At 66.9% G+C, this 25,708-nt stretch carries 27 protein-coding genes, 1 tRNA gene and 2 pseudogenes; 16 read left to right on the forward strand and 14 right to left on the reverse strand.

Annotation, left to right across the window (positions count from 1 at the left end; all coding sequences use genetic code 11):
* Window positions 1–85: 85 nt before the first annotated feature.
* Window positions 86–568: a transposase family protein gene (locus tag DL519_RS09945; protein WP_190814167.1), complete on the reverse strand. Its 483-nt coding sequence runs from the start codon at window positions 566–568 to the stop codon at window positions 86–88.
* A gap of 449 nt (window positions 569–1,017) precedes the next feature.
* Here DL519_RS09945 and DL519_RS09950 point away from each other — a divergent pair, with 449 nt between their 5' ends.
* From DL519_RS09950 to DL519_RS09965, 5 genes are all read left to right on the forward strand, one after another.
* The gene (locus DL519_RS09950; protein ID WP_190814169.1) at window positions 1,018–1,338 is read left to right on the forward strand and encodes a hypothetical protein; all 321 of its coding nucleotides are present in this window, start codon (window positions 1,018–1,020) and stop codon (window positions 1,336–1,338) included.
* 64 nt (window positions 1,339–1,402) lie between these two features.
* A complete protein-coding gene (locus tag DL519_RS46000) occupies window positions 1,403–1,780 on the forward strand; it encodes a hypothetical protein (protein WP_223838671.1) in 378 nt (125 codons plus the stop codon).
* A gap of 30 nt (window positions 1,781–1,810) precedes the next feature.
* Window positions 1,811–2,269, forward strand: a complete 459-nt coding sequence (locus DL519_RS46005; protein ID WP_223838672.1) for a VWA domain-containing protein — start codon at window positions 1,811–1,813, stop codon at window positions 2,267–2,269.
* A gap of 13 nt (window positions 2,270–2,282) precedes the next feature.
* Window positions 2,283–2,987, forward strand: coding sequence for a hypothetical protein (locus DL519_RS09960; protein WP_190814171.1), 705 nt, complete (start codon window positions 2,283–2,285; stop codon window positions 2,985–2,987).
* On the forward strand, window positions 2,984–4,804 hold the full coding sequence (locus DL519_RS09965) for a serine/threonine protein kinase (protein ID WP_190814173.1): 1,821 nt from the start codon (window positions 2,984–2,986) through the stop codon (window positions 4,802–4,804). Before DL519_RS09960 ends, DL519_RS09965 begins: the two co-directional genes overlap by 4 nt.
* Window positions 4,805–4,825: 21 nt before the next feature.
* Here the strand turns inward: DL519_RS09965 and DL519_RS46010 are convergent.
* Window positions 4,826–5,040: pseudogene (locus DL519_RS46010) on the reverse strand (transposase family protein); the annotation flags it as partial.
* Between the two features lie 128 nt (window positions 5,041–5,168).
* On the opposite strand from DL519_RS46010, the pseudogene DL519_RS09970 reads away from it, so the two are divergent.
* From DL519_RS09970 to DL519_RS09980, 3 genes and pseudogenes are all read left to right on the forward strand, one after another.
* Window positions 5,169–5,393, forward strand: a pseudogene (locus DL519_RS09970) (acyl-CoA synthetase); the annotation flags it as partial.
* A 158-nt stretch (window positions 5,394–5,551) separates the two neighbouring features.
* A complete protein-coding gene (gene lnt / locus DL519_RS09975) occupies window positions 5,552–7,126 on the forward strand; it encodes an apolipoprotein N-acyltransferase (RefSeq protein WP_223838673.1) in 1,575 nt (524 codons plus the stop codon).
* Between the two features lie 53 nt (window positions 7,127–7,179).
* Window positions 7,180–7,965, forward strand: coding sequence for a polyprenol monophosphomannose synthase (locus DL519_RS09980; RefSeq protein ID WP_190814176.1), 786 nt, complete (start codon window positions 7,180–7,182; stop codon window positions 7,963–7,965).
* Window positions 7,966–8,020: 55 nt separating this feature from the next.
* Here the strand turns inward: DL519_RS09980 and DL519_RS09985 are convergent, their stop codons facing one another.
* The 3 genes from DL519_RS09985 to DL519_RS09995 all read right to left on the reverse strand — a co-directional run bounded on the left by DL519_RS09985 (window position 8,021) and on the right by DL519_RS09995 (window position 11,161).
* The gene (locus tag DL519_RS09985) at window positions 8,021–8,365 is read right to left on the reverse strand and encodes an RNA polymerase-binding protein RbpA (protein ID WP_190814178.1); all 345 of its coding nucleotides are present in this window, start codon (window positions 8,363–8,365) and stop codon (window positions 8,021–8,023) included.
* Window positions 8,366–8,862: 497 nt separating this feature from the next.
* The gene (locus DL519_RS09990) at window positions 8,863–10,272 is read right to left on the reverse strand and encodes an MFS transporter (RefSeq protein WP_190814179.1); all 1,410 of its coding nucleotides are present in this window, start codon (window positions 10,270–10,272) and stop codon (window positions 8,863–8,865) included.
* Between the two features lie 100 nt (window positions 10,273–10,372).
* On the reverse strand, window positions 10,373–11,161 hold the full coding sequence (locus tag DL519_RS09995) for a glycerophosphodiester phosphodiesterase (RefSeq protein WP_190814181.1): 789 nt from the start codon (window positions 11,159–11,161) through the stop codon (window positions 10,373–10,375).
* 68 nt (window positions 11,162–11,229) lie between these two features.
* Between DL519_RS09995 and DL519_RS10000 the strand changes: the two genes are divergently transcribed.
* On the forward strand, window positions 11,230–11,583 hold the full coding sequence (locus DL519_RS10000; protein ID WP_190814183.1) for a hypothetical protein: 354 nt from the start codon (window positions 11,230–11,232) through the stop codon (window positions 11,581–11,583).
* A 76-nt stretch (window positions 11,584–11,659) separates the two neighbouring features.
* Window positions 11,660–12,298: a VOC family protein gene (locus DL519_RS10005; protein ID WP_223838674.1), complete on the forward strand. Its 639-nt coding sequence runs from the start codon at window positions 11,660–11,662 to the stop codon at window positions 12,296–12,298.
* Between the two features lie 113 nt (window positions 12,299–12,411).
* On the opposite strand, the gene DL519_RS10010 is transcribed toward DL519_RS10005, so the two are convergent.
* Window positions 12,412–13,377, reverse strand: coding sequence for a tyrosine-type recombinase/integrase (locus tag DL519_RS10010; protein ID WP_223838675.1), 966 nt, complete (start codon window positions 13,375–13,377; stop codon window positions 12,412–12,414).
* A gap of 59 nt (window positions 13,378–13,436) precedes the next feature.
* A complete protein-coding gene (locus DL519_RS10015; protein ID WP_397544940.1) occupies window positions 13,437–14,792 on the reverse strand; it encodes a M20/M25/M40 family metallo-hydrolase in 1,356 nt (451 codons plus the stop codon).
* Window positions 14,793–14,914: 122 nt separating this feature from the next.
* On the opposite strand from DL519_RS10015, the gene DL519_RS10020 reads away from it, so the two are divergent.
* From DL519_RS10020 to DL519_RS10030, 3 genes are all read left to right on the forward strand, one after another.
* Window positions 14,915–15,000: transfer RNA gene (locus DL519_RS10020), tRNA-Leu, on the forward strand.
* Window positions 15,001–15,136: 136 nt separating this feature from the next.
* Window positions 15,137–15,601: a hypothetical protein gene (locus DL519_RS46015; RefSeq protein WP_223838677.1), complete on the forward strand. Its 465-nt coding sequence runs from the start codon at window positions 15,137–15,139 to the stop codon at window positions 15,599–15,601.
* On the forward strand, window positions 15,598–16,689 hold the full coding sequence (locus DL519_RS10030; protein ID WP_190814190.1) for a tyrosine-type recombinase/integrase: 1,092 nt from the start codon (window positions 15,598–15,600) through the stop codon (window positions 16,687–16,689). The genes DL519_RS46015 and DL519_RS10030 overlap by 4 nt, the downstream gene beginning before the upstream one ends.
* A 602-nt stretch (window positions 16,690–17,291) precedes the next feature.
* Here the strand turns inward: DL519_RS10030 and DL519_RS10035 are convergent.
* From DL519_RS10035 to DL519_RS10055, 5 genes are all read right to left on the reverse strand, one after another.
* The gene (locus tag DL519_RS10035) at window positions 17,292–17,555 is read right to left on the reverse strand and encodes a hypothetical protein (protein WP_190814192.1); all 264 of its coding nucleotides are present in this window, start codon (window positions 17,553–17,555) and stop codon (window positions 17,292–17,294) included.
* Between the two features lie 76 nt (window positions 17,556–17,631).
* Window positions 17,632–18,744, reverse strand: a complete 1,113-nt coding sequence (locus DL519_RS10040; protein WP_190814194.1) for a fatty acid desaturase family protein — start codon at window positions 18,742–18,744, stop codon at window positions 17,632–17,634.
* A gap of 24 nt (window positions 18,745–18,768) precedes the next feature.
* Window positions 18,769–19,842, reverse strand: a complete 1,074-nt coding sequence (locus tag DL519_RS10045) for a ferredoxin reductase (RefSeq protein ID WP_317891355.1) — start codon at window positions 19,840–19,842, stop codon at window positions 18,769–18,771.
* 839 nt (window positions 19,843–20,681) lie between these two features.
* On the reverse strand, window positions 20,682–20,858 hold the full coding sequence (locus DL519_RS10050; protein ID WP_190814196.1) for a hypothetical protein: 177 nt from the start codon (window positions 20,856–20,858) through the stop codon (window positions 20,682–20,684).
* A 109-nt stretch (window positions 20,859–20,967) separates the two neighbouring features.
* The gene (locus tag DL519_RS10055) at window positions 20,968–21,480 is read right to left on the reverse strand and encodes a DUF6292 family protein (protein WP_190814198.1); all 513 of its coding nucleotides are present in this window, start codon (window positions 21,478–21,480) and stop codon (window positions 20,968–20,970) included.
* 194 nt (window positions 21,481–21,674) lie between these two features.
* Between DL519_RS10055 and DL519_RS10060 the strand changes: the two genes are divergently transcribed.
* The 3 genes from DL519_RS10060 to DL519_RS10070 all read left to right on the forward strand — a co-directional run bounded on the left by DL519_RS10060 (window position 21,675) and on the right by DL519_RS10070 (window position 24,657).
* Window positions 21,675–21,938: a hypothetical protein gene (locus tag DL519_RS10060; protein ID WP_190814200.1), complete on the forward strand. Its 264-nt coding sequence runs from the start codon at window positions 21,675–21,677 to the stop codon at window positions 21,936–21,938.
* A gap of 1,010 nt (window positions 21,939–22,948) precedes the next feature.
* Window positions 22,949–24,316, forward strand: a complete 1,368-nt coding sequence (locus tag DL519_RS10065) for a wax ester/triacylglycerol synthase family O-acyltransferase (protein ID WP_190814202.1) — start codon at window positions 22,949–22,951, stop codon at window positions 24,314–24,316.
* Window positions 24,317–24,399: 83 nt separating this feature from the next.
* The gene (locus tag DL519_RS10070; RefSeq protein ID WP_190814204.1) at window positions 24,400–24,657 is read left to right on the forward strand and encodes a hypothetical protein; all 258 of its coding nucleotides are present in this window, start codon (window positions 24,400–24,402) and stop codon (window positions 24,655–24,657) included.
* Between the two features lie 19 nt (window positions 24,658–24,676).
* Here the strand turns inward: DL519_RS10070 and DL519_RS10075 are convergent, their stop codons facing one another.
* Window positions 24,677–25,180: a patatin-like phospholipase family protein gene (locus DL519_RS10075; RefSeq protein WP_397544941.1), complete on the reverse strand. Its 504-nt coding sequence runs from the start codon at window positions 25,178–25,180 to the stop codon at window positions 24,677–24,679.
* Window positions 25,171–25,635 (reverse strand): patatin-like phospholipase family protein, encoded by a 465-nt coding sequence (locus DL519_RS49810; RefSeq protein WP_397544942.1) that lies wholly within the window; start codon window positions 25,633–25,635, stop codon window positions 25,171–25,173. Before DL519_RS49810 ends, DL519_RS10075 begins: the two co-directional genes overlap by 10 nt.
* Window positions 25,636–25,708: the final 73 nt, after the last annotated feature.

Below are 25,708 nucleotides of genomic sequence, written 5' to 3' on the forward strand. Positions count from 1 at the left end.
GATCAGACCACTACCACCACCCACGATCACGCCGCCACACCGCGATATCCCCAGAAACCCAGCTCAACACCGTGATCAAAATAAGCTACGCGGCATTGGGGATAGGCCGGGCATGACGCAGCAGCCACGGCCCGATCAGTCCTTCCAGCTTCGCTACATCGACATCTTCCAGCGCGCGCCGGATCGTGGACGTATCCGGGACACGGAAAAAGCCGCGGAACCAGCACCATCGTCCACCTATTTTCCGCAGTAACGACGCCGGCAGATCGGCGACCTGGTCGGCGATCTGCCGGAAATTCGACGCGCCCGCCAGCACAGCGATCAACGACGCCGCGAGAAGGAGCGCCAAACTATACACGCGGCCCTTCCGCTTACGGCGATCCGGCACCTTGCCGAGCAACTTCATCAGTTCCGCCAGATCGGCATCGTCACCGCCGGCGCTACCCGGAAACGACGCCCATGACGAGCCATGAGAAAATGACAACGGATGGCCTTCTTCTGGAGTTTGGTTATTTCGCAATCTCCATGATCCCAGAAGGAGGCCATCCTCCATTTCCCGGCCCAGCACGCCAACCCGGCCGGCAACCCTACGAGCTGAGTTGATCACTCAGCGCGATCTTGCCTTAGCCCTGGGTGGGCAGATCCCGAGCTTGGGAAAACAGCGTATCCCGTCCACGTAAGTCGCAGAACGGTCAGGCTCACCCCACTTTGTCAATCACCAAAACGGGGTCGCAACGATTTCGTTGACAACACTGCTCCAACTCGGTGATCAAATCGCAGCGTCTGATCTTGGTTGACACAAACCGGACCTCGGCAGGCGGCGACCGGTGTAGCGTGCCCCCGGACATAAGGTCTCGATAATGGATCAAGAATCTTCGCTGGAGGGTTAATGACGCCGTCTGCCTCGGCTTTCACGCTGGAAGTAGTTGCCGACGGAAACACAATCCTGGGGGAACGTCTCACTCGCTCGTTGCACACCGAACTGAATGCGATGGCGACGACAGCACCGAGATGGCCGTGGACCCGCTTCTCCTGCGACTGCACAAACGGCTCGGCCTCGGCACCAGCACAGATTCAGACATTAGACTCAGCACCACCGTGGACGGGTACCTGGCGGACGCACTATTTCGCGATGACTCCGCGCTGACCGCTGTGCTGATCGACCGAGGCCCCGGCTCCAACCAGGTTCCTCCCGCACGGCACTTGCGGCTGCAGTTCGAGCGGCTCGGGCTGCTCTCGGGAGAAGACGGTGCTCGCCGGTGTGTTCGTGTCCCGGCCTGGCAGCTCTACTGCGACCAGACGAGCCTCCTGGAGCATCACAAGACCCCGACGGCCTGACGGGACGTCAGCAGAGACGCTTTGCCTTCCGCTCAGAAACCATTCCCAAACCGGAGGATCCGGGTTGTACTCAGCCGAAATCAACCGAAACCAGCGGGCCTGCCTGCTGCTGCTCATCGACCAGTCGTATTCGATGTCCGAGCCGTGGGCAGGCACCGGGAAGTCCAAAGCCGATCAGCTGGCTCTCTCGGTGAACAATATCCTGGGCAACGCTGTTCTGCTGTGCAGCAAGGGCGACGACCGGATCTTCGACTACTTCGAGGTCGGCGTTATCGGATACGGTTCGGACGTCAGGCCCGTACTGCACGGCAGTGACCACGGAAACCCGCTTCTTCCCATCGGCGAGGTGGCACGAAACCCCAAGCGGACCGACCAGCTCATGCAGAAGATTCCCGACGGCGTGGGTGGCTTCCTTGAGACCACGACGGTCAACCCGGTCTGAGTCGACCCGCTGTACAACGGACAGACGCCCATGGTCGCGGCGTTCAGAACGGCCGCCGAGATCACCGACTCCTGGTGCCGCCGGAACCCCCGCAGCTTCCCTCCCATCGTCATAAACATCACCGACGGCGTGAGTTCCGATGGCGATCCGACCGAGGTGGCCCAGCAGATCCGCGAAACCGGCACCGAGGACGGCAACGTGTTGCTGTTCAACCTGCACCTGTCCGGCATGCCGAATCCATCCGTGGTCCTGCCGAACGACACGGCCGGACTCCCCGACGTCTATGCGAAAACGCTGTTCAACATCTCCAGCGAGCTGCCGCCAACGATGCTGGAGGCCACGGCTGTCGCCGGCTACGAGGTCAAAGCCGGTGCACGGGGCTTCGTCTACAACGCCGAAGCCCACATGGTGGTCGAGTTCCTCGACATCGGAACCCGGGCCGTAACCCCGACCGGGCTCAAGGAGCTCACCGACGGTCGCGAGTCGTAGGTTGCGGGCAGGCATGGGCCTGCGGCTCCACGCTTCGGCGCAGACCGTGCCAAAGCGTGGCCGGATCGCAGCGGAGAACGAAGACAGCGTGTCGTGCGATATGGGAAGTGGCCGTTTCGCGGTGGCCGACGGCGCGTCGACCTCGGCACGCCCCGAAGTGTGGAGCGAAATCCTCGTCAACGCCTTCACCCACGAAGGCGTTGATCCGCTGGCGCCAGACATTCTGGACCGGCTGCGCCGGTCATGGTGGCAGCAGGTTGCCCGGCCCGGCCTGCCGTGGTGGGCGCTGGAAAAGCTGCCGCAGGGTGGGGCGGCTGCCTTCGTCGGGCTCACCACCCGCGGTTCTGACTACCAGGTGCGTGCGGTCGGGGACTCCTGCTTCTTCCACCTACGTGGGCCGGAGATGCTGCTGGCGGGACCGCTCGACAGAGCGGACCTGTTCTCGCGTTTCCCCACCCTCGTCAGCACTCGTCCCGGTGCGTCGGCGACCGCCGACGCCATCTGGGACGGAGGCGGCAGTTACGAAGCCGGCGATCTTTTCGTACTCGCTACCGACGCGTTGGCGAAGCACCTCCTCCAGGCGTACGAGACGACCGGATGTCTCCTCCCGGTTTCCGATCACCTCGGAAGCCCAGATGCCTTCGCCGATTTCGTGACCCGCTCCCGGGAAAGCGGCATGGACAACGACGATACGACTGTGTGCGTGGTGCAGACTTGAAATTGCCGACGCCGGTTGACTACCGGGCTGCCGTCCAGATCCCGCAACGAGCGTTCAAGGACGACGTCCTTCGACGCGGCAAGCCGGTTCGTAACGCTCTCGGCCTACCGAAGGTGGCGTCCGGCGGGTTCGCGCTAACATTCAAGGTCGAGGTCGGCTCGGAGTGCTTCGCGGTGCGCTGCTTCCACAAAGAAGGCAACCACCTTAAGCGACGGTACGCGGAGATAGCCGACTTCATCGGGGGAAACGAACAGCTCGACTTCCTGGTCGACGTCGACTACATCCCCGCCGGAATCCAGGTGCGCGACCGGGACCTCCCGATCGTTCGAATGCGCTGGGTGGACGGCGAACCGCTGAGCGACTGGATCGATGACTATTTCGACGAACCCGATGCGCTCGGCATCGCCCGGCGACGCATCCGCGAAGCGGTCACCGCGCTGCGCAGAGCGGGCGTGGCACACGGCGACCTCCAGCACGGCAACATCCTGGTGGGATCTGACCACCAAGTGCGGTTCGTCGATTACGACGGGATGTTCTTGCCAGCGCTTCGCGAACTCGGCGCATCCGAGCGGGGCCATCGCAACTACCAACACCCAGAACGGGCGGACCACTACGACGAGTCCATCGATCTGTTCGCGACTTTCGTGATCGACCTGTCGCTTGAGGCCCTCCAGTACGAGCCGGGCCTTTGGGACAAGTTCCACACTGGTGAGAATCTGCTCTTCAGCGCAGCTGATTTCGTCAGGCCAGAGGAGTCCGAGGTCTTCGCCGGCCTCGCCGAGATCGGCCCACTCGCGGACCGGTTGCAGCGGCTCAGGGAAGCCTGCACGGTGGATTTCTCCGCAGTGCCGGAAACCTTGGGAGGAGCGGGAAACGCACGCGGAAATGGCCGAACGCCGCGCAGCCACTACAACCTTCCGCGGCCGGTTCCGGCTGCCGAGCGCGAGACGCTGCTCGCATGCCAGGGCGACGAAGTCACCACATTCGGGCAAGTTACCGATACGCGCGTATGGCAGACCGCGTACGGCAAGATGGCCTTCATAAACCTCGGTGACTGGCGACGAGGAGACTTCGCGATCATCGCCTTCGACCGCACCTGCGTGGAACTCTGCCAGGAGTACGACGCTGATCTGACGGGCCTGAGGGGGCGGTGGGTGTCGATCACTGGTTTGGTCACCGCGTATCGAGGCAAGCGTCCATATTGGACCCCTCAGATCGAACTGAGCCGGCTGCGGGCACTTCGCATGCTGGATGCGCAACAGGTCAAGGAGTTCGAAGAGGCCGCCGACTGCGACCTACCCGATGAACCCGAGCAGGTGTGCGAGCCTCCCAACGCACAACGCTCGTGGAGAGATGTTTCCGAACCGCCGCAGACGCGGTCGGCACCAGCCTCGGCTTCTGCCGTGCCGCTGCACGACAGGCCTGCCGTATCCGCTAGCGGCGCGGCCGACCTGCAGCAGCGTCTCGGCAAGCTGTATTCCTCCCCTGGGTTCGCCGCACAGGTCTCTCCGCGTGGGGAGAAAGGCCCAACAGGATCGGCAACTCGGTCGCCGGTTGGCGAGCTCTCCAACCGGCAACTCGAGCCGCCTCCGCCAACCCAATCTTCAACGGCTCGCCCTCCATTGGTGCCAGGACCAGTTCCGCCGCAGCATCGGGTCTACCGGCTACCGCCTGAGCCGATCTCACCACCGCCACCACCGAACCCCCCGCCATACCTGCAGTCAGGGTGGTCGGCGCCATCTTGGGACACCAGATGGCCGACGGAACCGACGCCGCAGAGCATTTGGCAGCAGTTGAAGCGCTGGTTCCGCCGGTAAACGACGAGTCCCGTTCGATGGGGCCGATTTCGAGGAGCGCACCGCCAGCCACGCCACGTGTCGTCGAAGGCGTCAGTGTGCCCGGCGTCGTGGCGCGCCCACGGCAGCCGCACCACGGCGGGCCCATGTTCCCGGCAGCGCACCCGCGGCGCGGCGGCCTCGAGATGGACCTGGATGGTGCCCAGGTCCAGGGCCCGCCACCGGCGAGGTCCCCACCATCGACCTCCCGACCGCCGAAGCACCCCAGTGCGCTCTGCCGACCCCGCAGGCGCTCGCGAACGTCCAGTACACCTCCGGCGCCCCCAAGGGCTGCGCGCTGCGCTACTAAACGACGCTCGCGCACGGACTGGTCGCCGGCTTCGTCGACGACGCCGGCGCACCAGTGCCGCGCGTCGAGGTCGGCGAGCTGGCCATCCGCGGCGTCGGCCTGATGCACGGCTACTTCCGCGATCCGGAGGCCACCGAACGCGCCTTCCGTGCAGGCTGGTTCCGCACCGGCGACCTGGCCCGGATGGACGACGACGGCCGCGTCTACTACTCGGTACGCACCAAGGACTTGATCCGCCGCAGCGGCGAGAACATCGCCGCGTCCACTTCGGGCGTTTGTTCGGATTTGCCCACTGCCGTCCCGGCTCGGCCGCCCGGCGTACATTTGTTTGAGTGCGCGCCGGGCTGCCCACGCACGAACACGACAGAACGTTTCCGTCCTGGCCGGTCCGGGACCGCGGCACCGAGAAGGTTGATCGGGTGGTTGTCCCCACGGCTCGTCTTCAGCGCGCTGAGCGGCAGGGCCGCAGCAAGGCCAGAGGCCGATCGTTCGGCGCGGTCTGGCTGCGCATGCTGGCGGTCGTCGCCGCCGGGTTCGCGCTATACGCCGGATCTCCCCCGCGCGACCTCTGGTGGATCGCGCCGATCGCGTTCGCGGTGTTCGTGGCGGTGCTGCGCGGCCGCAAGGCCCGCGCCGGGTTCGGCTACGGCCTGCTGTTCGGTTCCGCGTACCTGCTGCCACTGCTGGGCTGGCTGCAGGACTTCCTGGGGGCCGACTTCGGTCCGTGGCCGTGGCTGGGGGTGGCCGCCGTCCAAGCGCTGTTCGTCGCGCTCGGCGGGGCCGGGATGGCGCGCGTCAGCCGACTGCAGGGTGCCCCGGTGTGGATGGCGGCGGTGTTCGTCGCCGCCGAGGCGCTGCGCTCCGCCGTGCCCTTCGGCGGATTCCCGTGGGGAAGGCTGGCGTTTACCCAGGACACGGGCCTGTTCCTGCCGCTGGCTGCGCTCGGCGGCACCGCCCTGGTGTCATTCTCCGTCGCGGTGGTCGGCGGCGGCCTGGCCGAACTGGCCCGCCGCGCGCGCACCCCGCGCCGCTGGGCCACCCCAATGGCCGCGGTCCTCGTGCCGCTGGTGGCCGGCCTGGCCATCCTGCCGTTCATCGGCACCGATCCCAACGCCGGCACCGCCCGGGTCGCGATCGTGCAGGGCAATGCGCCCAACCTGGGGCTGGGCCTGCTCTACGAGGACAACGTGCTGCACGCCAACCACATCGCCGCCGCGCAGCAGCTCGCCGACGATGTGAAGGCGGGCCGGGTACCGCAACCGGACTTCGTCGTGCTGCCCGAGCAGGTCGGCAGTTGGGGCCCCAGCCGGACCGACCCGGACCTGTCCGGCATCGCCGCCCAGCTCGGCGTCCCGCTGGTGGTCGGCGGTCTCGGCGAGGACGCCGACGGCCAGCTGCACAACCAGATCATCCGGTGGGATCCGGCATCGGGCGCGGGCGACCGCTACATCAAGCAACACCTGGTGCCCTTCGCAGAGACGATCCCGATGCGGCCGGTGGCTCGACTGGTCAGCCCGTTCGTGGACCGCTTCCGCCAGGACATGGTGCCCGGCGACGAGCCCGGCGTCCTCGACGTCGGAGCCGTCCACCTGGGCGTCGGGATCTGCTACGACGTCGCCTACGACGACGTGTTCACCGGCGCCGCCCAGCAGGGCGCGACGCTGCTCGCGGTGCCGACCAACAACGCCTGGTACGGCCACTCCGAGATGAGCTACCAGCAGCTGGCGATGTCGCGCCTGCGCGCCGTGGAGCACGGGCGGGCGGTCCTGGTGGCGGCCACCAGCGGGGTCAGCGCAGTCGTCCAACCGGATGGCACCGTGACCCAGCAGACCGAGCTGTTCACCGCGCAGAACCTCGTCGCCGACGTGCCGCTGCGGTCGACGCAGACGCTCGCCACCGAGCTGGGAAGCGCTCCGATGTGGACACTGGTCGTGCTGGGCGTCGGCGCGGTGGTGCTGTCCTGGTGGCGGCCCCGGCGCGAAGCGGACGTCTGAACCCGAACAAACGAATGCGCAGCCGGCCGATCGGACCGGCTAGGAGGACATGGATGGCGAACCGGCAATCCCCCGGAGCCGGTGCCGACTCGGCGCTGGTGGTGATCCCCACCTACAACGAGCGGGACAACCTGGAACCGATCGTGCGACGGCTGCTGACCGCTCTACCCATGGCGCACGTGCTGGTCGTCGACGACGGCAGCCCGGACGGCACCGGTGACGTCGCCGACGAGCTCGCCGCCGAGGACGAGCGGGTGCACGTGATGCACCGGACCGAGAAGGCTGGGCTCGGCGCGGCGTACGTGGCGGGTTTCGACTGGGCGCTGGCACGGCACTACGACGCGGTCATCGAGATGGACGCTGACGGCTCGCACTCTCCCGAGGACCTGCCCCGGTTGACCGGCATGCTCGGCCCGGATGGCACCGGCGCCGACGTCGTGCTGGGGTCGCGCTACGTGCCCGGCGGGCGGACGGTGAACTGGCCCTGGTACCGGGAGCTGCTGTCCCGCGGCGCCAACGTGTACTCCAAGCTGGCGCTCGGCGTGTCGATCAACGACATCACGTCCGGTTACCGCGTGTACCGGCGGGAGGTCCTGGAGACGCTGCAGTTGCACAACGTCGCTTCGCAGGGTTACTGCTTCCAGGTTGACCTGGCGTGGCGCGCGGTGGAGGCCGGGTTCGTGGTCGTCGAGGTGCCGATCACGTTCGTGGAACGCGAGATCGGCACCTCGAAGATGGACGCCGAGGTCGTGCGCGAGGCCCTGGTCCGCGTGACGAAGTGGGGCCTGCGCCGCCGGGGCAACCAAGCGACGAACCTCCTGCGCGGCTTGAAGCGCTGAACACGGCGAAGCGCCAGGGACTCAGCGTCCCAGGCGCTTCGTCGAATGCTCTTGCTCAGACGGACTGCCCGCGCCGCTCCCGCAGCAGGTCGAGGCGCTCGTTGAGCAACTCCTCGAGTTCCGGGATGGTGCGCCGCTCCAGCAGCATGTCCCAGTGGGTGCGCGGCGGCTTGGCCTTCTTCTGCTCCGGCTCGTTGCCGTCGATGATCTTCGACTCGGTGCCGTGCAGGCGACACTCCCAGGTCGGCGGCACTTCGGCGTCGTCGGAGAACGGCACCTCGAACTCGTGGCTCTTGGGGCAGGCGTAGCGCACCGTCCGGCGCGGTGCGAGGTCGTGGTTACGGTCGGTCTCGTAGCTCACGGCTCCGAGCCGGCTGCCACGCAGAACGCGGTCGGCCATGACGGTTCCTTTCACTTCGGCCCGGGACCGAGCCCGGGCGATTGTGCTCACCGTGTGCAACGACGGGGGGCCCGCCGTATGTTCCCGGTGTGGTGGTTCTGGTTGCCGTCGGTGACGTTGTTCACCCATCAACGACAGCTTGTCTCCCTAGAGATGCAGCCGGTCTGCGTTTGTGACGCGTTATCCCACTCGCAATCTATAGGTGCGTTCGAACGGGTGATAGTGCCAGATGTTGAGTCACTATTGCCAAGCCAGGTCTCGGAAAAGTAGCGATAGTGGGACGTAGATCACGACACGATCGGGCGCGGTAGGACGAAAATCGGTAACTGAATGTAGCACTATTTGGTTCCCTCTTGTAACAACGCTGCGTACCGGCATATTCCGATCACACGGACAACCCCGGCAGCGCCTGTCACCAGCATGGAGCAACGCGGCCGCCTTGGCGAGGCGGCCGCAGATCGTCACGCGCCGCGCACGCAGCGTCGCCGCAAATCGACTCAGAGGACCTTCGGCGCGGGGTTGCCGACCGCCTCGATCGCCCGCCGCACCGGCACCAGCGAGACCAGCACCAACCCGACCGCGAAGAACACCACCAACGAGATGATGGCCAGCCGGAACGACCCCGTCGCCTGCCCGACCCCGGCGAACACCAGCGGGCCCAGCCACGAGGTGGACCGCTCCCCCACCTCGTACAACGAGAAGTACTCGGCCTCCCGGCCGGGCGGCACCATCTGGCTGAACAGCGACCGCGACAGCGCGTTGGTGCCGCCGAGCACCAGACCGATGCCCACCGCCAGGCCGTAGAACTGCATGTCCTGCCCGGCCTGCACGAAGTACGCGGCGACGAGCACCACCAGCCAGGTGGCGAGGCTGATCAGGATCGTCTTCTTCGCGCCGATCCGCCGCGCCACCACCCCGTGCAGCATCCCGCCGACGAAGGCGATGAACTGCACGATCAGCAACGTGATGATCAACGAGTCCTGCGGCAGCTTGAGCTCCAGGCTGCCGTACTGCGCCGAAACCTGGGTGACCGTGGAGATGCCGTCGGTGTAGATCCAGTACGCGCCGAGGAACGCCAGCGTCAGCGGGAAGTGCTTCGCCTCCCGGAACGTCGTGACCAGCTGCTTGAAGCCGGCGGTGACGGCGGACGCACCGCGCTCGGTCTTCTCCACGTTCCGGTGCTGCCGGAGGGCCGCCAGCGGCAGCAGCGTGAACACCGCCCACCAGACGCCCGAGGACAAGAAGATCAGCCGCACCGCGGCTTCCGTGCTCAGGCCAACCGAGTCGTGCCCGAGGTAGATCACCAGGTGCATGGCCAGTGCGGCACCGCTGCCCAGGTAGCCGATGGCCCAGCCGCGGGTCGAGACGTCGTCCCGCTCATCGACGTCGGCGATCTCCGGCAGGAAAGAGTAGTAGACCACCACCGACGCGCCGAAGCAGATGTTGGCGATGATGAACAGCACCACGCCGAGCTGCCAGTTCTGCCCGCCGACCAGCGCCAGCAACGCCGTCATCGCAGCGCCGCCGAAGGCGAAGATCGCCAGCATCAGCCGCTTGCTCTGGGTGCGGTCCGCGATCGCGCCGGTGATCGGCAGCACCACCACCTGCACGACAGTGGCCACCGACAGCAGGTAGCCCCACAGCGAGCCGGCCGGGAACACCAGCCCGAACGCCGAGATGTCGCATTGCACCAGCGCGTTGTCCTGGGGACAAGCGTTCGGGCCGTTGTGCGCCACGTCGGCCTTGGCGGCCTCCGTCGCCACCGAGGTCAGGTAGAGCGAGAGGAAGACCGTTGTCACCGATGTCGGGAACACCGAGTTGGCCCAGTCATACCAACACCAACCCCGCTGTTCCCGGCGCCGCCTCCGCGCGGCGTCGGGCGCCAGGTCGCTGTCCATCACGCTCATCCGTTCGGTCCTCCGGCCAAGATCACTCAATTGGGTAACCGGACCTTACTGGCTCAAGGAATGCGGTGGAGGTCCGTGCGGGGACAATGCGTAGTTCTGCTCATCCACCGATTTCCGGCTGCGGCTCGCCGGTCCGCTCTCGCAACACCTCCTGCAGCACGTCCGGCCGATCGGTGACCAGCCCGTCCACGCCGAGATCCAGCAGTTCCCGCATCTCCGCGGCGTCGTCGACGGTCCACACGTGGACCTCGATCCCCCAGCGATGAGCCTGGCGCACGAAGCGGGAGTCGATCAAGCGCAGCGGCCCGAATTCTCGCGGAACCTGGGCCGCGCCACCGGCGACCGACGACCGCAGCGGCCAGCCGCCCCACCGCGAGCCCAGCCACAGAAACCCGGCCGACCGGCGCCCGGTCGAGGTCATCAGCCGCGGCCCGACGGCCCGGCGCAGCTCGGCCAACCGGTGCTCGGCGAACGACGCCAGGCACACCCGGTCCCAGGCATTGTGCGCGCGCAGCGTCCGCAGCACGGGTCCTATCGCCGAGTCCGCCTTGATGTCGACGTTGAAGAACGTCTCCGGCAGCTCCTCCAGCGCAGCGTCCAGGCTGCACACGGGTTCTCGACCGCCGATCAACGCCGATCCGACCACGGACCAGGGCAACCGCTCGATTGCGCCACGACCGTCCGCGGTGCGGTCCAGCGTCGCGTCGTGGTTCACCACCACGACCCCGTCGGCGGTCGCGTGGACATCGGTCTCGATGTAGCGGTAGCCCTCGTCAGCGGCGCGACGGAACGCGGCCAGCGAGTTCTCCAGATCGTGCAGTTCCCCCAGGTGCCAACCGCGGTGGGCGAACGCGCGGGGCCGGGGGCCGAGCAGGAAAGGATGCGTCACGCGAGCAACTCTGCCTGATCGGCGTGCCTTCACCGCGCAGGCGGGGCCCTTGGCTAACGTGATCGATCGTGGAAACCTCCGTCCCACCGCCCCGCCGCCAACGCCAAACCCGGCACTGCGCCTGGTGCGGACGTCGCGTTCCGGAAGCGGGCCGGCAGGGACGTCCCCGCCTGTACTGCGCGCAGTCCTGCCGCCAACGCGCCTACGAACGCCGCACCGCGGTCCAGCGCGGCGGCCTCCCAGAGGACGCGGTGGTGCTCTCAGCGGCCGAACTGGCAGACCTGCAGGACCGGCTGTTCCAGCTGCGCTGCGCGGCCGAGGACGTGGTCACCGCGGTCGAGGACGCCGCCGACCAGGCCGAACTGCGCAAGCTCGCCGCCCAGGTCGTCGCCGTGGCCGAGGAGCTCGAACGGCTGCGGTGAGGACGAACGGAGCATTGTGCCCACCGGTCTGGATGACCAGGATGGGTTGGTCCCCAGCCGTGGCAAGGAATCGACGGTGCCCGCACGTCCCGTAGTCCGCGGCCTGCGCCGCGCCGACCTGATCAGCCAGGACCCGATAGCTTCGGCAGTCTTCTACCGGGCCCTGCTCGACTGGACCCTGGCACCGACCGGCGCCGGCTTCGACTGCTGGGTGGGCAACCGACGCTGCGCCGCGATGCGCACTCCCCGCGGCGGCGAACGACCCGGCTGGCGGCCGATGTTCGCCGGAACGACCCAAGACGGCTCGCTGACCGGTCCCGACGACGCGGTCGCGCTCGTCGTCAAGGGGCGGGCCCAGCACGGCCCCTGGGCGCCGAGCCCGCGCCCAGGCGAGCCCTGCTGGGTCGAGCTGAGCACGCAAGCCCTGGAGCGCGCTGACACGTTCTGGGCCGACATCCTGGGCTGGTCGGTGCTCGCCGACCAGTACCTCGTCGGCGAGCGACCGCTGGCATCCCGCACGACGCGCCGACCGGCTGGCTGGGGTTGGCTGTGCTACTTCGCGGTCAAGGATGTCGACGCGATCAGCGCCCGCGCGCCGAAGCTGGGCGGCAAGACCATCTACCGCAGCGATCACCCCTTGCTGGGCACCACATCTGTGGTAGCTGACCCGACCGGTGCGGCAATCGGCCTGGCAGCCGCCGACACGTGGGGCTGAGAAGGGTTTCGCTCCGCAGGCCCACCCACCACGGCTGGGGTTATCGCTCCGGGGGTCGTTCCCGATAACCACTGCTGGGGTTCTCGCCCCGGGGGCCGTACCCGATCAGGGCACTAACCGCCGGAGAGCTCGCCGAGCACCTGCAACGTCCGGTTCGCGCGCACCGACAACCGCTGTTCGCGCGCGGTCACGTCGATGTAGGTCTGGCTCGAATTGATCGAGGAGTGCCCGAGCAGCTTGGCGATCTCGGCGGCACTCGCCCCGTCCTCAGCAAGCCGCGTCGCGAAGGTGTGCCGCAAGGCGTGCACCATCGCACCCGGCTGCACCCGATCGGAAACGCCCGCAGCCCGCAAAGACTGCCGCACGAGGTACTGCAGGCCGCCCCGCCGCAGCGCATCGCCGTGGTGATCGACGAACAACGGCTCGCCACCGGGCAGCCGCTCACCGAACCGCGCCCGCCGTGACTGCAGGTAGCTCTGGATCAACGAGTCCAGGGTGTCCTCGATCGGAATGGATCGGTTCTTGCCGCCCTTGCCGTGCACGTGCAGCCGCCGATCTCCAGGCCGCCCCGCCAACGACGCGATGGTGAGCTCCAACAGCTCGGCCGACCGCACCCCGGTGCACAACAACGTGGCGAGCACGGCCAGGTCGCGCTCCGGCCACGGATTCCGCGTACGACGCGCCCCGGCGGCCACCGTGCGCAGCAGCCGCTCGGGCGTGTCCTCGCCCTGCAACGGCTTCGGCGTCGAGGGGGCATTGCGCGGCTTCGGCACCACCTGCATCGGGTTGCCGGACACTGCGCCCTCGACCACGAGGAACCCGAAGAAACCGTTCCAGGTCGACCAGGCGCGGGTCACCGACGAAGCAGACCGCGAAGCGGCGAACCGCGCGAACGCCGACCGCAGCACCGAAGCGGTAACCCGGTCCACGGCCAACCGGTCGGCGCTGGTGCCGGTGAGCTCGACCAGCTCACCGGCCACCGACTCCAGGTCGCGGCGATAAGCGCGCAGCGAGTTCGCCGCGAGCTTCCTGGCCTGCAGGTGCTCCAGGTAGACCTCGATCAAGCGCGCCACGTCCACGCCACACCTCCCCGTGATCATGATCAACTCGGGTAGATGAAACCAGACGGCACCGACAATCAGCTGTTGCGGATGAACCGGTCGAGCACGCGGGTCCCGAACTTCAGCGACTCCACCGGCACTCGCTCGTCAACGCCGTGGAACAAGGCGGCGAAGTCGAGGTCCGCGGGCAGCTTCAACGGCGCGAAGCCGTAGCAGTTCATGCCCAGTCGGCTGAACGACTTCGCGTCGGTCCCACCGGACATCATGTAGGGCAGCGCCTTCGCACCCGGATCCTCGGCGAGCAGCGCAGCGGTCATCGCATCGACGATGCGCCCCTCGAACTTGGTCTCCACCGGCGGCAACCCGACCCACTCCCGCTCCACGTCCGGCCCGAGGAGCTCGGCCAGCTCACGGTCGAAGGCCTCCTCCCGACCGGGCAGGATCCGGCAGTCCACGGCGGCCTCGGCGACCGACGGGATCACGTTGTGCTTGTACCCGGCGGTGAGCATCGTCGGGTTCGCGGTGTCGCGCAGCGTGGCTCCGACAATCCGCGAAAGGTTCCCGAGCTTGGCCACAGCGCCCTCGATGTCGTTCTCCGGGAAGTCCCAGCCGGTGATCTCGGTCACGCCATCAAGGAACTCGCGTACCGAGTCGGTCAACACCAGGGGGAAGCGGTGGTTGCCAAGCTTGGCCACAGCCTCGGAGAGCTTGGTCACAGCGTTGTCGTCGTGCACCATCGAGCCGTGTCCGGCGCGAGCCCGCACCCGCAGCTTCAACCAGCGGATACCCTTCTCGGCGGACTGGATCAGATAGGCGCGCACGCCGTCCTTGAGCGTCACCGAGAAGCCGCCGACCTCGCTGATCGCCTCAGTGCAGCCCTCGAACAGCTCCGGCCGATGATCGACCAGCCACTGCGCCCCGTGGAAGCTGCCGGCCTCCTCGTCGGCCAAGAAAGCGAAGACGACATCCCGCGGCGGAGTGATGTCATCGCGCTTGAGCCGCCGCGCAACGGCGAGGCTCATGGCCAGCATGTCCTTCATGTCGACGGCGCCCCGACCCCACACATAGTCGTCCTGCACAGCCCCGGAGAAGGGATGAACGGACCACTCGGCAGGATCCGCGGGCACGACGTCGAGGTGCCCGTGCACCAGCAGCCCGCCCCGCGTCGAGTCGGCCCCTGGCAACCGGGCGACGACATTGCCCCGCCCGGGATGATCCCCGGACTCGACGTAGGCGACGTCGTAGCCGACCTCGCTGAGCTTGGCGGCCACGAACTCGGCGGCGGCCCGCTCCCCCACGAGTGTCTCGGGGTCGCCCGTGTTGGTGGTGTCGATGCGGATCAGGTCGCTGGCCAAACCGACGACCTCATGCTCGGCCCGCAGCAATCCAGCGTCGTGATCAGTGCCGGAGATACCCTCGTTATGTGCGCTCACCAGGCATTTCTATCACCCGCTCAACCAAGAGGGGGGTGCCGTTGGAGCGCTTTTGACCATGGGCTAATCTATGTACACAACACAGTGGGACGGCCCGAAGGAAAGAGGGCCGAACCGAAGATGTCCGAGTGGCGGAATGGCAGACGCGCTAGCTTGAGGTGCTAGTGCCCTACTAATGGGCGTGGGGGTTCAAGTCCCCCCTCGGACACAAAAACTGGTGAAATTTCCCCACCAAGCAAGGTGGTCGTACCGCAGCCCGCAGTGGTCAGTTCGCCACTGCGGTTGTGTGCGTTCGCTGGTCGCTTCTCGCCTGGTGTGCGCTGGTCGCCGAGGTGGTGGCGGCCATGGGTGAGCGCGTCGTGGCGGGCCTGGTCCCACCTAGAAGGAAGACGGCCCAGCCCAGCGGCCCGTTGCGTGTCGGCGGCCGGGGCTTGCCGATGCCTACCGTTGCCGGACCGCAGCAGCCTTCGGCGACCTACGGGATAGGCCGGGTGGATCCCTCCGGCCGGATATCGGCCCGGCCGATCCTGCACACACTGGGATGGCACCCGGGCCAGCGAACCGCCCTCAGCGTGATCTCGGACGTACTTGTCCTCAGTCCGGACCCGGGTGGAATCCATCAGCTGCCGGACACGCCCCACATCGTGCTTCCATTCGCAGCTCGCACCCGCTGCGGCATCCATACCGGCGACCCCGTCCTCCTCGTCGCCGATCCCGACCGGGACCTCCTGTTGATCGACACCATGACCGCCCTCGACCACGCCCTGGCGCCACGACACGCCGCACTGCGAGGCGGTGAGACCCCATGACCGAGAGCAAGATCACTTCTGGGGCGAGCCCGGAGGAAATCGAGGCCGCACGAGTCCTCCTCACCCGACTCGGCATCTCCCCACACGACCTCGTCAACTCCCCCACTACCCGGCCCATGGCCCCGACCTTCGCCGAGTACATCCCCCAGGTCTCCGCGGCCGTCTCGGCCGGAACCAGACGGGTCTACGGCACCTACTGGAAACGAATCGAACAGCACTGGGGCGATCGCCGACTGGACGAGCCCACCGCCCTGGAGATCAAGCATCTCACCGAACACATCAGGGCCCAGGTCGTCATCCGCCGCAACGCCCGCGGCGGACGCGGCGCCGCCGAACACCTCATCGCAGCACTGCGCTGCCTCTACAACCACGCCATCGCCGACGGGCACATCAACGAAACCGACAACCCCGCGAGAAAGGTCCCCAAACCCCGCCGCCTACCGAGCACCCGCCGTGGACTACCCGACTCCCGACTGGACGAGATCAACCACGTGGCCGCGACGACAGGCAACGATCCCGCCCTGGACACGCTCTTGCTTCGGCTGCACATCGAAACCGCATGCCGGCGCGGCGGAGCACTCGCACTACGGCCCCGCGACCTCGACCCTGACCAGTGCCTGATCCTGCTACAGGAGAAAGGCGACACCATCCGCGGGCAACCGGTCTCCCCGACCCTGATGAAGCACCTTCGCGAACACGGAGAACAACGGGGTGCCGTCGAGCACGGCGGGCAACTGCTGCGCTACCGCAACGGCGAATCGATCACCAAACGACGCTACGACCACCTGTGGACACGCCTCGGCAAGCACCTGCCCTGGGTAGCCACACAGCAGATCAGCACCCACTGGCTCCGCCACACCACCCTCACCTGGGTCGAACGCAACTTCGGCTACGCCGTAGCCCGCGCCTACGCCGGCCACACCGACAGCACCGGCGCAGACGGAGGAACCACTACCACCTATATCCGCGCGAGCATCCACGAAATCGCCACCGCACTCGCCGCACTCACCGGCGAACCACACCCACTCGCACCAGACACAAACCCGCGACAGCCAACCAACCCGACCACCAACCCCACAACAAGCTAAGCCCGACGAAGGGCCCGGCATGCCACCGGGCCCTTCACATCTCTCCCGGCACTACTGAAGCGACTCCGAAATTCAGCCAAGGGCGTATCAGCATTAGACCGATGACCGATGACCGGAGACCGATGACCGGGAGCCCAAACACTCGGATAGATTTCATTAAGAACTGAAATAATCGTATCGATTAGTGTCGGTCGAGCTGCACCAATTCCCCGGCACCTTTCACCGATCGGCCATCATCACGAGCGCGGCCGTATCCCGACGCCAGACCGCCGAAACCCTCGACGCGCTCCGACGCGGACTGAACCCAGTCACATAACCGCCGCCCGAGCACCTCACCGGTGCCAACAGTATGTTGACGATGAGCATGAAGCGGGCGTTGACGATGAGCATGACCGTGGGGTGATCCTGCCGATGTCGCTGCTCACGGTGTCGGTTTCGTGTTCAGCGTGAAGGTTGCTGGTGTTCATGGTGCCTGCGGGCGACAGCTCCATAGCGGGACGTGCCGCCAGAGCACACCCTCCCCACCGAGGCGACACCGCCATCACCGCACTCAACACCATCCGCAACACCGCATAAAACAGGCTCGTGTTAATGCAGCCCGGTCATTCGTTGATCGCGGAATCGTGGTCCTGCGCACCGCTGTGGGCGAGCCGCAGGTAGTACCAGCGGCAGTAGATCAGTTCGTGGACGAGCCACGGAGCGATTCCGGCGACGGCGGGCGCCTGGACCGGAACCAGATGGGGCTGCATGTTGCCGCCGGTGAGAATCGTGACCTTGGAGGATGTCGTCGAGGAGATCATCGGAGACGGCACGACCGCCGGGAGGTACCTACCGCAAAGCGCCTGCTCGTGGCCAGACGCGGACACCGATGGCAACCATGGCTGACGGGCAGCCTGGGCCCTGATTCAGCACGCGCGGTGTGGTCCTTCAACAGGCAGTTAGCTAGGCCGCCTGGTTCTTTGTGGCTGGTGTCTCGGTGTGCTTGCCGCCTGGTCCTCCTCCGGGCAGCGCCAGTCTGACGAGTTTGCGGGCGACCGAGCCGAGCTGTCGGTGTAGCGGTCCGGTGTTGTACGGCAGTCCGTAGCGGCGGCAGGTGTCTCGTACTTCCTCGGCGATCTGGGAGTAGCGCCGCGCCGGGATGTCGGGGAACAGGTGGTGCTCGATCTGGTGGCTGAGGTTGCCGGAGAGCAGGTGGAACAGCTTGCTGCCGGTGATGTTCGCCGAGCCGAGCAGCTGGCGCACATACCACTGCCCACGGCTCTCGTTCGCGGCCTCTTCCTCGGTGAAGGTGACGACGTCGTCGGGGAAGTGCCCGCAGAAGATGATCGAGAATCCCCACAGGTTGCGGATTAGGTTTGCCGAGGCGTTGCCGGCGAAGGTGAGCGGCGCCAACGGGCCGGTCAGCGCCGGGAACAGCACGTAGTCCTTGCCGACCTGGCGCAGCGACTTGGCGGCCATCTTCTTCGCGTCGGACGAAACCTCGTCCCAACCCTTTTCCCCGGAGAGGACCCGTTCGGCCTCCAGGTCGTGCAGCATCACACCCCACTGGAAGATCACCGACAACAGGGCCGCGTACACCGGGTTGCCCAGGTAGTAGGGGCTCCAGCGCTGCTCAGGGGTCAGCCGCAGAATCCAGTACCCGATGTCTCGGTCCTTACCGACGATGTTGGTGTAGGTGTGGTGGCCGAAGTTGTGCGAGCGTTTCCACAGCTCGGCAGGGGCGACGATGTCCATTTCGAAGGTTTGGGAGTTCAGCGCCTCGTCCCGCAGCCAGTCGTACTGGCCGTGCAGGACGTTGTGGCCGATCTCCATGTTGTCAAGGATCTTCGACAGCGACAGCGCCGCGACGCCGCCGAGCCACACGGGTGGCAGGAACCCGGCGAAGAGCAGGCCACGGCCGGTGACCTCCAGCGCACGCTGCACGCGGACGACCTGACGGATGTACTCGGCGTCCTCGGCGCCGAGATCGGAGACGATACGTTGGCGCAGCGCGTCCATCTCGGCACCGAAGGCCTCACACTGCTCAGGTGTGAGGGCGGGAGCGTTGGGCGGCATGACGACTCCTCCTAGGGCAGGCGGCTACAGGTCGACGGCGACGTCACCCACGGGCACGGTGGAGCAGATCTGGATCTCGGAGTCCGGCTCGGTGGACAACTCGCCGGTGTGCAGGTGACGGACGCTGCCGGTGGTCTTGCGGCTGGTGCAGGTGAGGCAGATGCCCATCCGGCAGCCAAACTGGGGGTTCATGCCGGCGGTCTCGGCCTGCTCGAGCAGGGTCGCGCCGGTATTGGCCACCCGGCGGCCGCTGTGAGTGAAGCGCACCTCACCGTAAGGCTCGCCATCGTCCGCGGGCAGCGCCGCCGCGGGTGCTGTGAACTGCTCGGTCTGCAGCGGCACGCTGATCCCGGTGCAGTCCCACAGCGCGCGGACCGCGTCGACCAGTCCGGCGGGCCCGCACACCCACGCCGCCGCGTCCGAGCCGAGGCTGGGCAGGTGCGTTGGCTCGAACCGGCCGGCGAGCTCGCCACCGCTACCGCGGGTGTAGGCGCGCAGCAGCCGCAGCCCGGGGTGCTCGGCGGCCAGCACCGCCAGCTCGTCACGGTAGGCGACGTGGTCGGCGCTCCGGGCGTAATGCAAGAAGGTGACCCGTCCGGCACGATCTGTCGCGCAGAAACCGTCGTCGCACAGCGTGCGCAGCATCGACATCACCGGTGTGATCCCGCTGCCGCCGCTGATCAGCAGGATGTGTTCAGGGCGGTCGTCCGGCAATGTGAAACCGCCCTGCGCCTGCGATAGTCGAACCATGGCGCCTGGACCGGCGTCGGAGTGCAGATGGCCGGAAACCACGCCTTCCGGCTCAGCGGCGACCGTGAGTTCCAGCAGGCCGTCGGGGCAATACACCGAACAGGCCAGTGAGTAGCAGCGTGTTCGACGCACCCCGTCGATCTCGATGGTGAACGCGACATGCTGCCCCGCGCGGAAACCCCGCCAGTTGCCGTTGGGCCGCAACGCTAGCGTGACACTGCCGCGAGCGGTTTGGCGTACGTCGATGATCTTGGCCCGCACCTCGCGCAGCGACCACATCGGGTTAAGCATCTCTAGATAGCGGTCCGGACCATGTGGCGCCGTGACCGCCTCAAGCAGTGGGACCACGACCCGGTGCAACGACGCTCGGCCAAGTGCAGTCGTTGACGCTCCCACCACGGATCTTCTCCCAGGGCTGCTCGTGTCCAGGGGATTCAGGCTAGGGCTGTCGACGTTGCTGCGCAGTTCAGGGCGCCGGGCATCTACATCCGTTCACTGAGGTGTTACCTGGTCCAGGCGAGGACGTGGAGTGAAGGCGAGCAGGCCTGTAACCGGACCGCATCGTGGGCAAGCAACGTGAACAGTCCGGAGTTATAAACGGGTGCAGCCCGGACGCAACGGACCCAAGGGACTGCACAGACCGGTCAAACGGTCCTGGTTGCGGCGTTGCCTGCGGGGTGACGGTCAACGTAGCGGGATCGTCGAGGTCTTTGAGATGTAGCGGTGTTGACAACAATGGATCGTACGGACGTGATAGGGCTCGCGGGGCCATCCACGCTTGGTCCACGTGGGCGTCTTCACCGCCCATTGCCAGCAAGTTGGGGCCAGACCGCGATCGCCCCTTGTCGCGTCTTCAGTCCCGGTGTGGGGCGGAAGTGGCAATCCCCTGAAACCGTAGAGACTGATTTGTAGGGATCAGTCTCTCGTGACCGGGTCGCGTGGCGGGCACGGCCCCGTGGGCCTGCCCGCGCCGCGGTTTGGTGCGGGCAGCAGAGGGCTCCGGGGTCAAGGGCGGGCCGCAGGCCCGTCGCGCAGCGAGCGCGTCAGCGACCCTGAGGCCGGAGGGGCTGCTGCCGCTGGCCGCAATGTCAGGACCGCGTGAGGCCGAGGTGGTCGTTACAGAAGTCGGTCGCGTTCGGACGTGGCCTCGACTCGAACAGCGTTGGCCAAGCTCGGCATCCCGACGTTCATACTTCTTCGTCGTCGGCACCGTCACTGAGCCCGCTGTCATCGAGTTCGTCGGCATATTCGCCGTAGAGCAGCCAGCAGCCGCGGATGCCGTCCAGAAGGTCTTCAAGGAGATCCTGCGCCGGGCGTGACGGGTCCAGCGGAGTCGCCCGGTCGAGCATGAGCGCGTCCCGCACTTCATCCGCCCGAATCCCCGTACTGCTGGGCCTGAGCAATCGACGATCTGCTGCAGGAGGGCAGCGACGTTGGGGAGGCGTCCCTGAGCCACCTCCATTGCCGCGCCGATCAGGCCTGTGACGACCCCGCGTGAACTCTTGCCGGGAGGGTGGGCGACCGGTCAGGGCCACCGCATCCCATAAACCTGACCGGGTCAGTACCGACGGCGGCTGGGAATCGGACCTCGTCAAGGCGAGCGGCGATAACCAGCCAGGCGGCCACGTAGATCATCGTCATCGCCGATCCGGCGGAACACCGGACGGCTCGGCTGCCCTGGTTGCCGGCCCGCAAGGAGATCGTCGACGAAGGCGACCACGAGCGACCCGCCGATCGCGATCGCCTACCAAGGTCTGGATCCGTTTCGATCGCCACGGCCCAGCCGCTTTCCTCATCCCACACGAGGGCGAGATCGTAGGTGGGGAAGGTCGGGGCGTGGCACGGCAACGCGATGTAGGCCGAGGTCAGCAGTTCGAACTCGACCTCAATGCCATCCACGGGGTTCTCGGAGCACACGCCCAGGCCGCGAGCGACCTCGTAGACGTAGTTCACGAAGCCCATCGCTGCCTGTCCGCCGGGATCCATCCCCACCCTGGCCAGTATCGATGGCGCCTACCTCCCCGCGTCACGCCCGGCTGGCCGGTTGCCGTATCGAACACGATCGAGCGAACCCTGCAGTGGTGAAGAGTCGACTAGTGCCCCGCGAGGTGCCTGGAGAGAACTTCTGCAGCGGTCCGAGCGGGAATAGCATGGTTTCCTGGGCCCGGTAGGGAGAGGCCATGGTCACAGCAGCGAAGAGAAGCGCCATTGAGGAAGGGGCGGGGCACGGTCGCCCAGAGCTGGCCGATCAGATCGCCGCAGCCGTTCTGCTTCCGGTGGATGTCGCCCGGCGCGTACTCCCCGAAAACGGGCTGCCCGTCTACCTCGGCATCGGCGCCCTGGTGCTGGTGGATCTCATCGAATGGCCGGTCGCCGTAGCCGCGGGCCTCGGGTATTACGTGCTCAAGCGCTGGCGCCCGCAATCAGCGGCAACAGGCCGCTGATTGCGTTCCGGCGGCTCTACGTCCAGCCGAGGTGTTGAACCTGCGCGGCGCACGGGGCGACTTGTTCGTCACAGCTCGGATCTGATCGTGTCCTCCGACTCACCATTCCGTGAACGCGTAGCGTCATCAAACCTGATCGGCGAGAGGATTCTGCGTGCCTCCGGTGGACACATGTGGGTGGCCGCAGAACCTCTCGGCACGCACCGAGGCGATCAAGGCGGAATGACCGTAAGTGGATCTTGTCGAAGAAGGTTGCGTGCGGCGCGGGTTGCACTAGGGTCAACACCACTCGAAATCGTGGATCATCCACTTCGGACACGGTTTCGGCTTTGTGTCGCCGAACGCAATCGAATGCATCTGCGCTGAATTGTTCGACAGCGCGTTCCCGGTGCCGGCGATCCCGGTGGAGCGATCGTGGTTTGCGGGCCGAGTGGCAGGTGTCGGCACGTGTGTGAGGAGAGCGGGAACGTGGTGCTTCGGCGGATGCAGCAGAGGTATGCGGCTTCGAACGCGGGGCGGGGACACGACCGCACGCAGTGCCCGATTCGTGGAGGGCCGAGACGTGGGAGCGCGAGCAGCGCCACGCGCGGGGCTACTACGAGGGATGGGGCGATGACTCGTGCGTGCAATGTCCGCCGGATTGGTGACGCTGTGATGACCGCAGCACAGCACACGCGACGGAACGGAGTGCATTCGTGCCCATGAACTCCGACTCCGTCGATCCCGTCCGCTCCCCGAGTCGTGAGTCCGATCCGGCAGCGCGGCGGACAAAAGCCGAATCGCGGTGGGCTGATGCGTACCTCGGTGGGCATGCGAAACGGGAATTGGAACAACCACTCGGCACTCTGGCGGACCAGATCGCGGTGCGCGTGTGCCGGAGCCTGGGCATGTGAATCCGTGAGAAAGGTCCGTTGAGTGGATCTATCCACGCTGCTTCGAGGGTTCCGGCGAGCGGGCCGAAGCGGGTGGTGCATGAATAGCAAGCCGGACATCGGTGGTGAGGACGGGCGATGAAAACGGGTGAGGTCAGTGCGCTCGATTGGGCGTTCTTGTGTCTGGAGCGGGACGCGGCACCGATGCACCTCGGCGCGGTCGCAGTGTTCGCACCGCGACGTCCAGTGCATCCGGGGCGAGTAGCGGGCGTGCTCGCAGGGCGAGCGGCGCAGATTCCGCGGTTGAACCTGCGGGTCCGCAGCTCATGGTTTCCACCCGGTCACGCGCACTGGGAAGAGCCTTCCGATTTCCACACCCGGGACCACGTCCACACCCACCACCTGCCCTCACCGGGCGGTCGTGAAGAACTCGCTGTGCTCGTCGCAGAGCTCAACGCCCTACCGCTGGATCTGAGCCGACCGCTGTGGGAACTGCACGTGATCACCGGCCTGGACGGTGACCGGGTCGCGGTTCTGGTGAAGCTGCACCACGCCCTGGCCGACGGCTGCGGAGCGGTCGAAGCCGGACTCGGACTGCTAGACGGCTTCACCCCCGACCCACCACCGCAGCAGACCACGCCGCCCGCGGATCCCTTGCTCAACGCTGCCTGGCGTGCAGTGACAAGGCTCTCCCGACCGCACCGGCTGCTCGGCGACGCACTGTCCGCCGCCGGTGATCTCCCGGCAACCGTGGAGCAGACGGTCGGGATCGCCTCCGCCGTGGTGCGCAACATGCGACTACCCGCGCCGGATTCCCCGCTGCACGCTCGTGCGTCAGCCGCACGGCGCGTGGCGCTAATCCCCATCGAACGACGGGACATGCGCCGGATCCGCACCCGCCACGGCGGCACGACCAACGACATCGCACTCACGGTCCTGACCGGAGCACTCCGTCGGTGGCTGGCCACCCGCGGGCACCCCCTCGACGGGCTCACCGTCCGGGCCCTGGTCCCGGTCAACCACCGATCACGAGAGAAGTCCCGACCCGACAACAACCAACTGTCGGGCTACCTGTGTGATCTGCCGGTCGGCGAGCCGGACCCCGTGACACGGCTGCGGATCGTCCGGGCCGCGATGGACCGCAACAAGAGCGCCGGTCCGCTGCACGGGCCGGGTGCATTCCCCGTGCTCGCCGGTCGAATGCCGCCCCTCGTGCACCAACTCACCAGCTCACTGGCAGGTCACAGTGCTGGTCTGCTGTTCGACACCGTGATCACCAACGTGCCGCTGCCCGGCATTCCGGTGTCGCTGGACGGTGCCCCGCTGCGTGAGCTCTATCCCCTGGCGCCGCTGGCCGCCGGTCACGCCCTGTCCATCGCCGTGACCCCGTACCGGAAATTCGTCCACATTGGAGTCCAGGCCAACCGGTGCGCTGTCGGCGATCTCGAAAAGCTCAGCGAAGCCCTACCCCACGCCGTCGCCGAACTCGACGACCTCGACTCCTAAAGATTGCGCTGCGCACCGCTCTGGGCTGGCAGCCGATGGGTGCACACGCTGCTGACGCAGTGCCGTGAAGTGAAGGTTCGACGATGCAGAAGCCACCGCACAGCAACATCGTGGTACAGCTCGAGCCGGAGCAGCCTCGCTGGGTGATGGGCTATATCGCCCTGGACGGCAAGTGGCGCGAGTGTGCGTCGATGCCGGCGACGCCCAGCGAGGAAGAGCCCGCACGGCGCGCCGACCTCGATAAGGTCGGGCGGTGGGTGGCTCGCGTGCTCGGTGTTGATCAGGTAGGGCTGCGTCGGGTGGTCGACACCCAGCGAGCGACATGGTGGGTCGCAACATGAGAACCCGGTGCAGAAGGGCCTAAACGTGCCGGTTGGCCAGGAAGGTGTCGACAGCATCCCGCCCGTGGTGTACCAGCGCCTGCACGGTGTCAGGGTCTGCGCCGAATTCGGTGATGCCCACCTCCGAGGTGTCGATGGCGATCGTGCGGTTGCGGACCTCGGGGAGATTGAGGTGGGTCTGGTCGTTTCCCACGAACGCGGTGACGACTACCTTCTTGAGCAGCTCGAAAGGCGGCGGCAGCGGCAGCCCGAACGCGGGGAAGACCTGGCCGAACCCGGCCGGCAGATTGGGCAGGATGCGGACCCCGAAGGTCGGCCAGCGCGGCTGCTGCCCGTCGGTGCGATCGAAGATCTCCACGGCGAAGTTCGACAGCACCGCGCCGTCCACGATGACCGAGGTCGCGCCGGTGACCGGGTCGGTGAGCCGCTGGGGCTCGAAGTACAGCGGGATGGACATCGACATCCGCACCGCGTCGGCGACGGACTGCTCCTCGGGCTCGAGGTCGAACAGGTTTAGTCCCACGGCAGCCGCAACAGCCGACCGTGAGTGATGTCGGTGGCCAGCACGACGAGCTTGTAGTTCTGATCGTCGTGCAGGTTGCCGTCGTCGCCGTCGGGCTCGCGGCGAAGATCGCCGAACGTCGTCACCCCGAGCGCCTGCAGCTCGCGCCCCAGCCACTCCTGGAGGTAGTCGCCCTCGTACGCCCCATTTCGGGTGAGCAGTGCAAGTCCCTCACTGATCAACGGCAGACGTGGCGGCTTCCGCTCAGGCACCTGGGACAGCTCCAACCGGCCCAGCGCACCGCGGATCTGCCGGGCGTCGGCCCCCGCCGCTGTCAGCGCGGCCACTATCGCCCCGACCGAGGTACCGGCGATCCGCGGAAACGAATAGCCCAGCTCCAACAGCCTCAGGACGGCTCCCACAGTGCCGATCCCCTTGACCCCACCGCCCTCAAGCACGAGATCCGCTTGCATCATTCGGGTCCTTCCGTTCCCACCGCACTCGATCGAGGGGCGCGCAGAGATGCTGCGACCGGGCAGCGGCTGCCGC

Source organism: Saccharopolyspora pogona (assembly GCF_014697215.1).
Taxonomy (GTDB): Bacteria; Actinomycetota; Actinomycetes; order Mycobacteriales; family Pseudonocardiaceae; genus Saccharopolyspora; species Saccharopolyspora hattusasensis.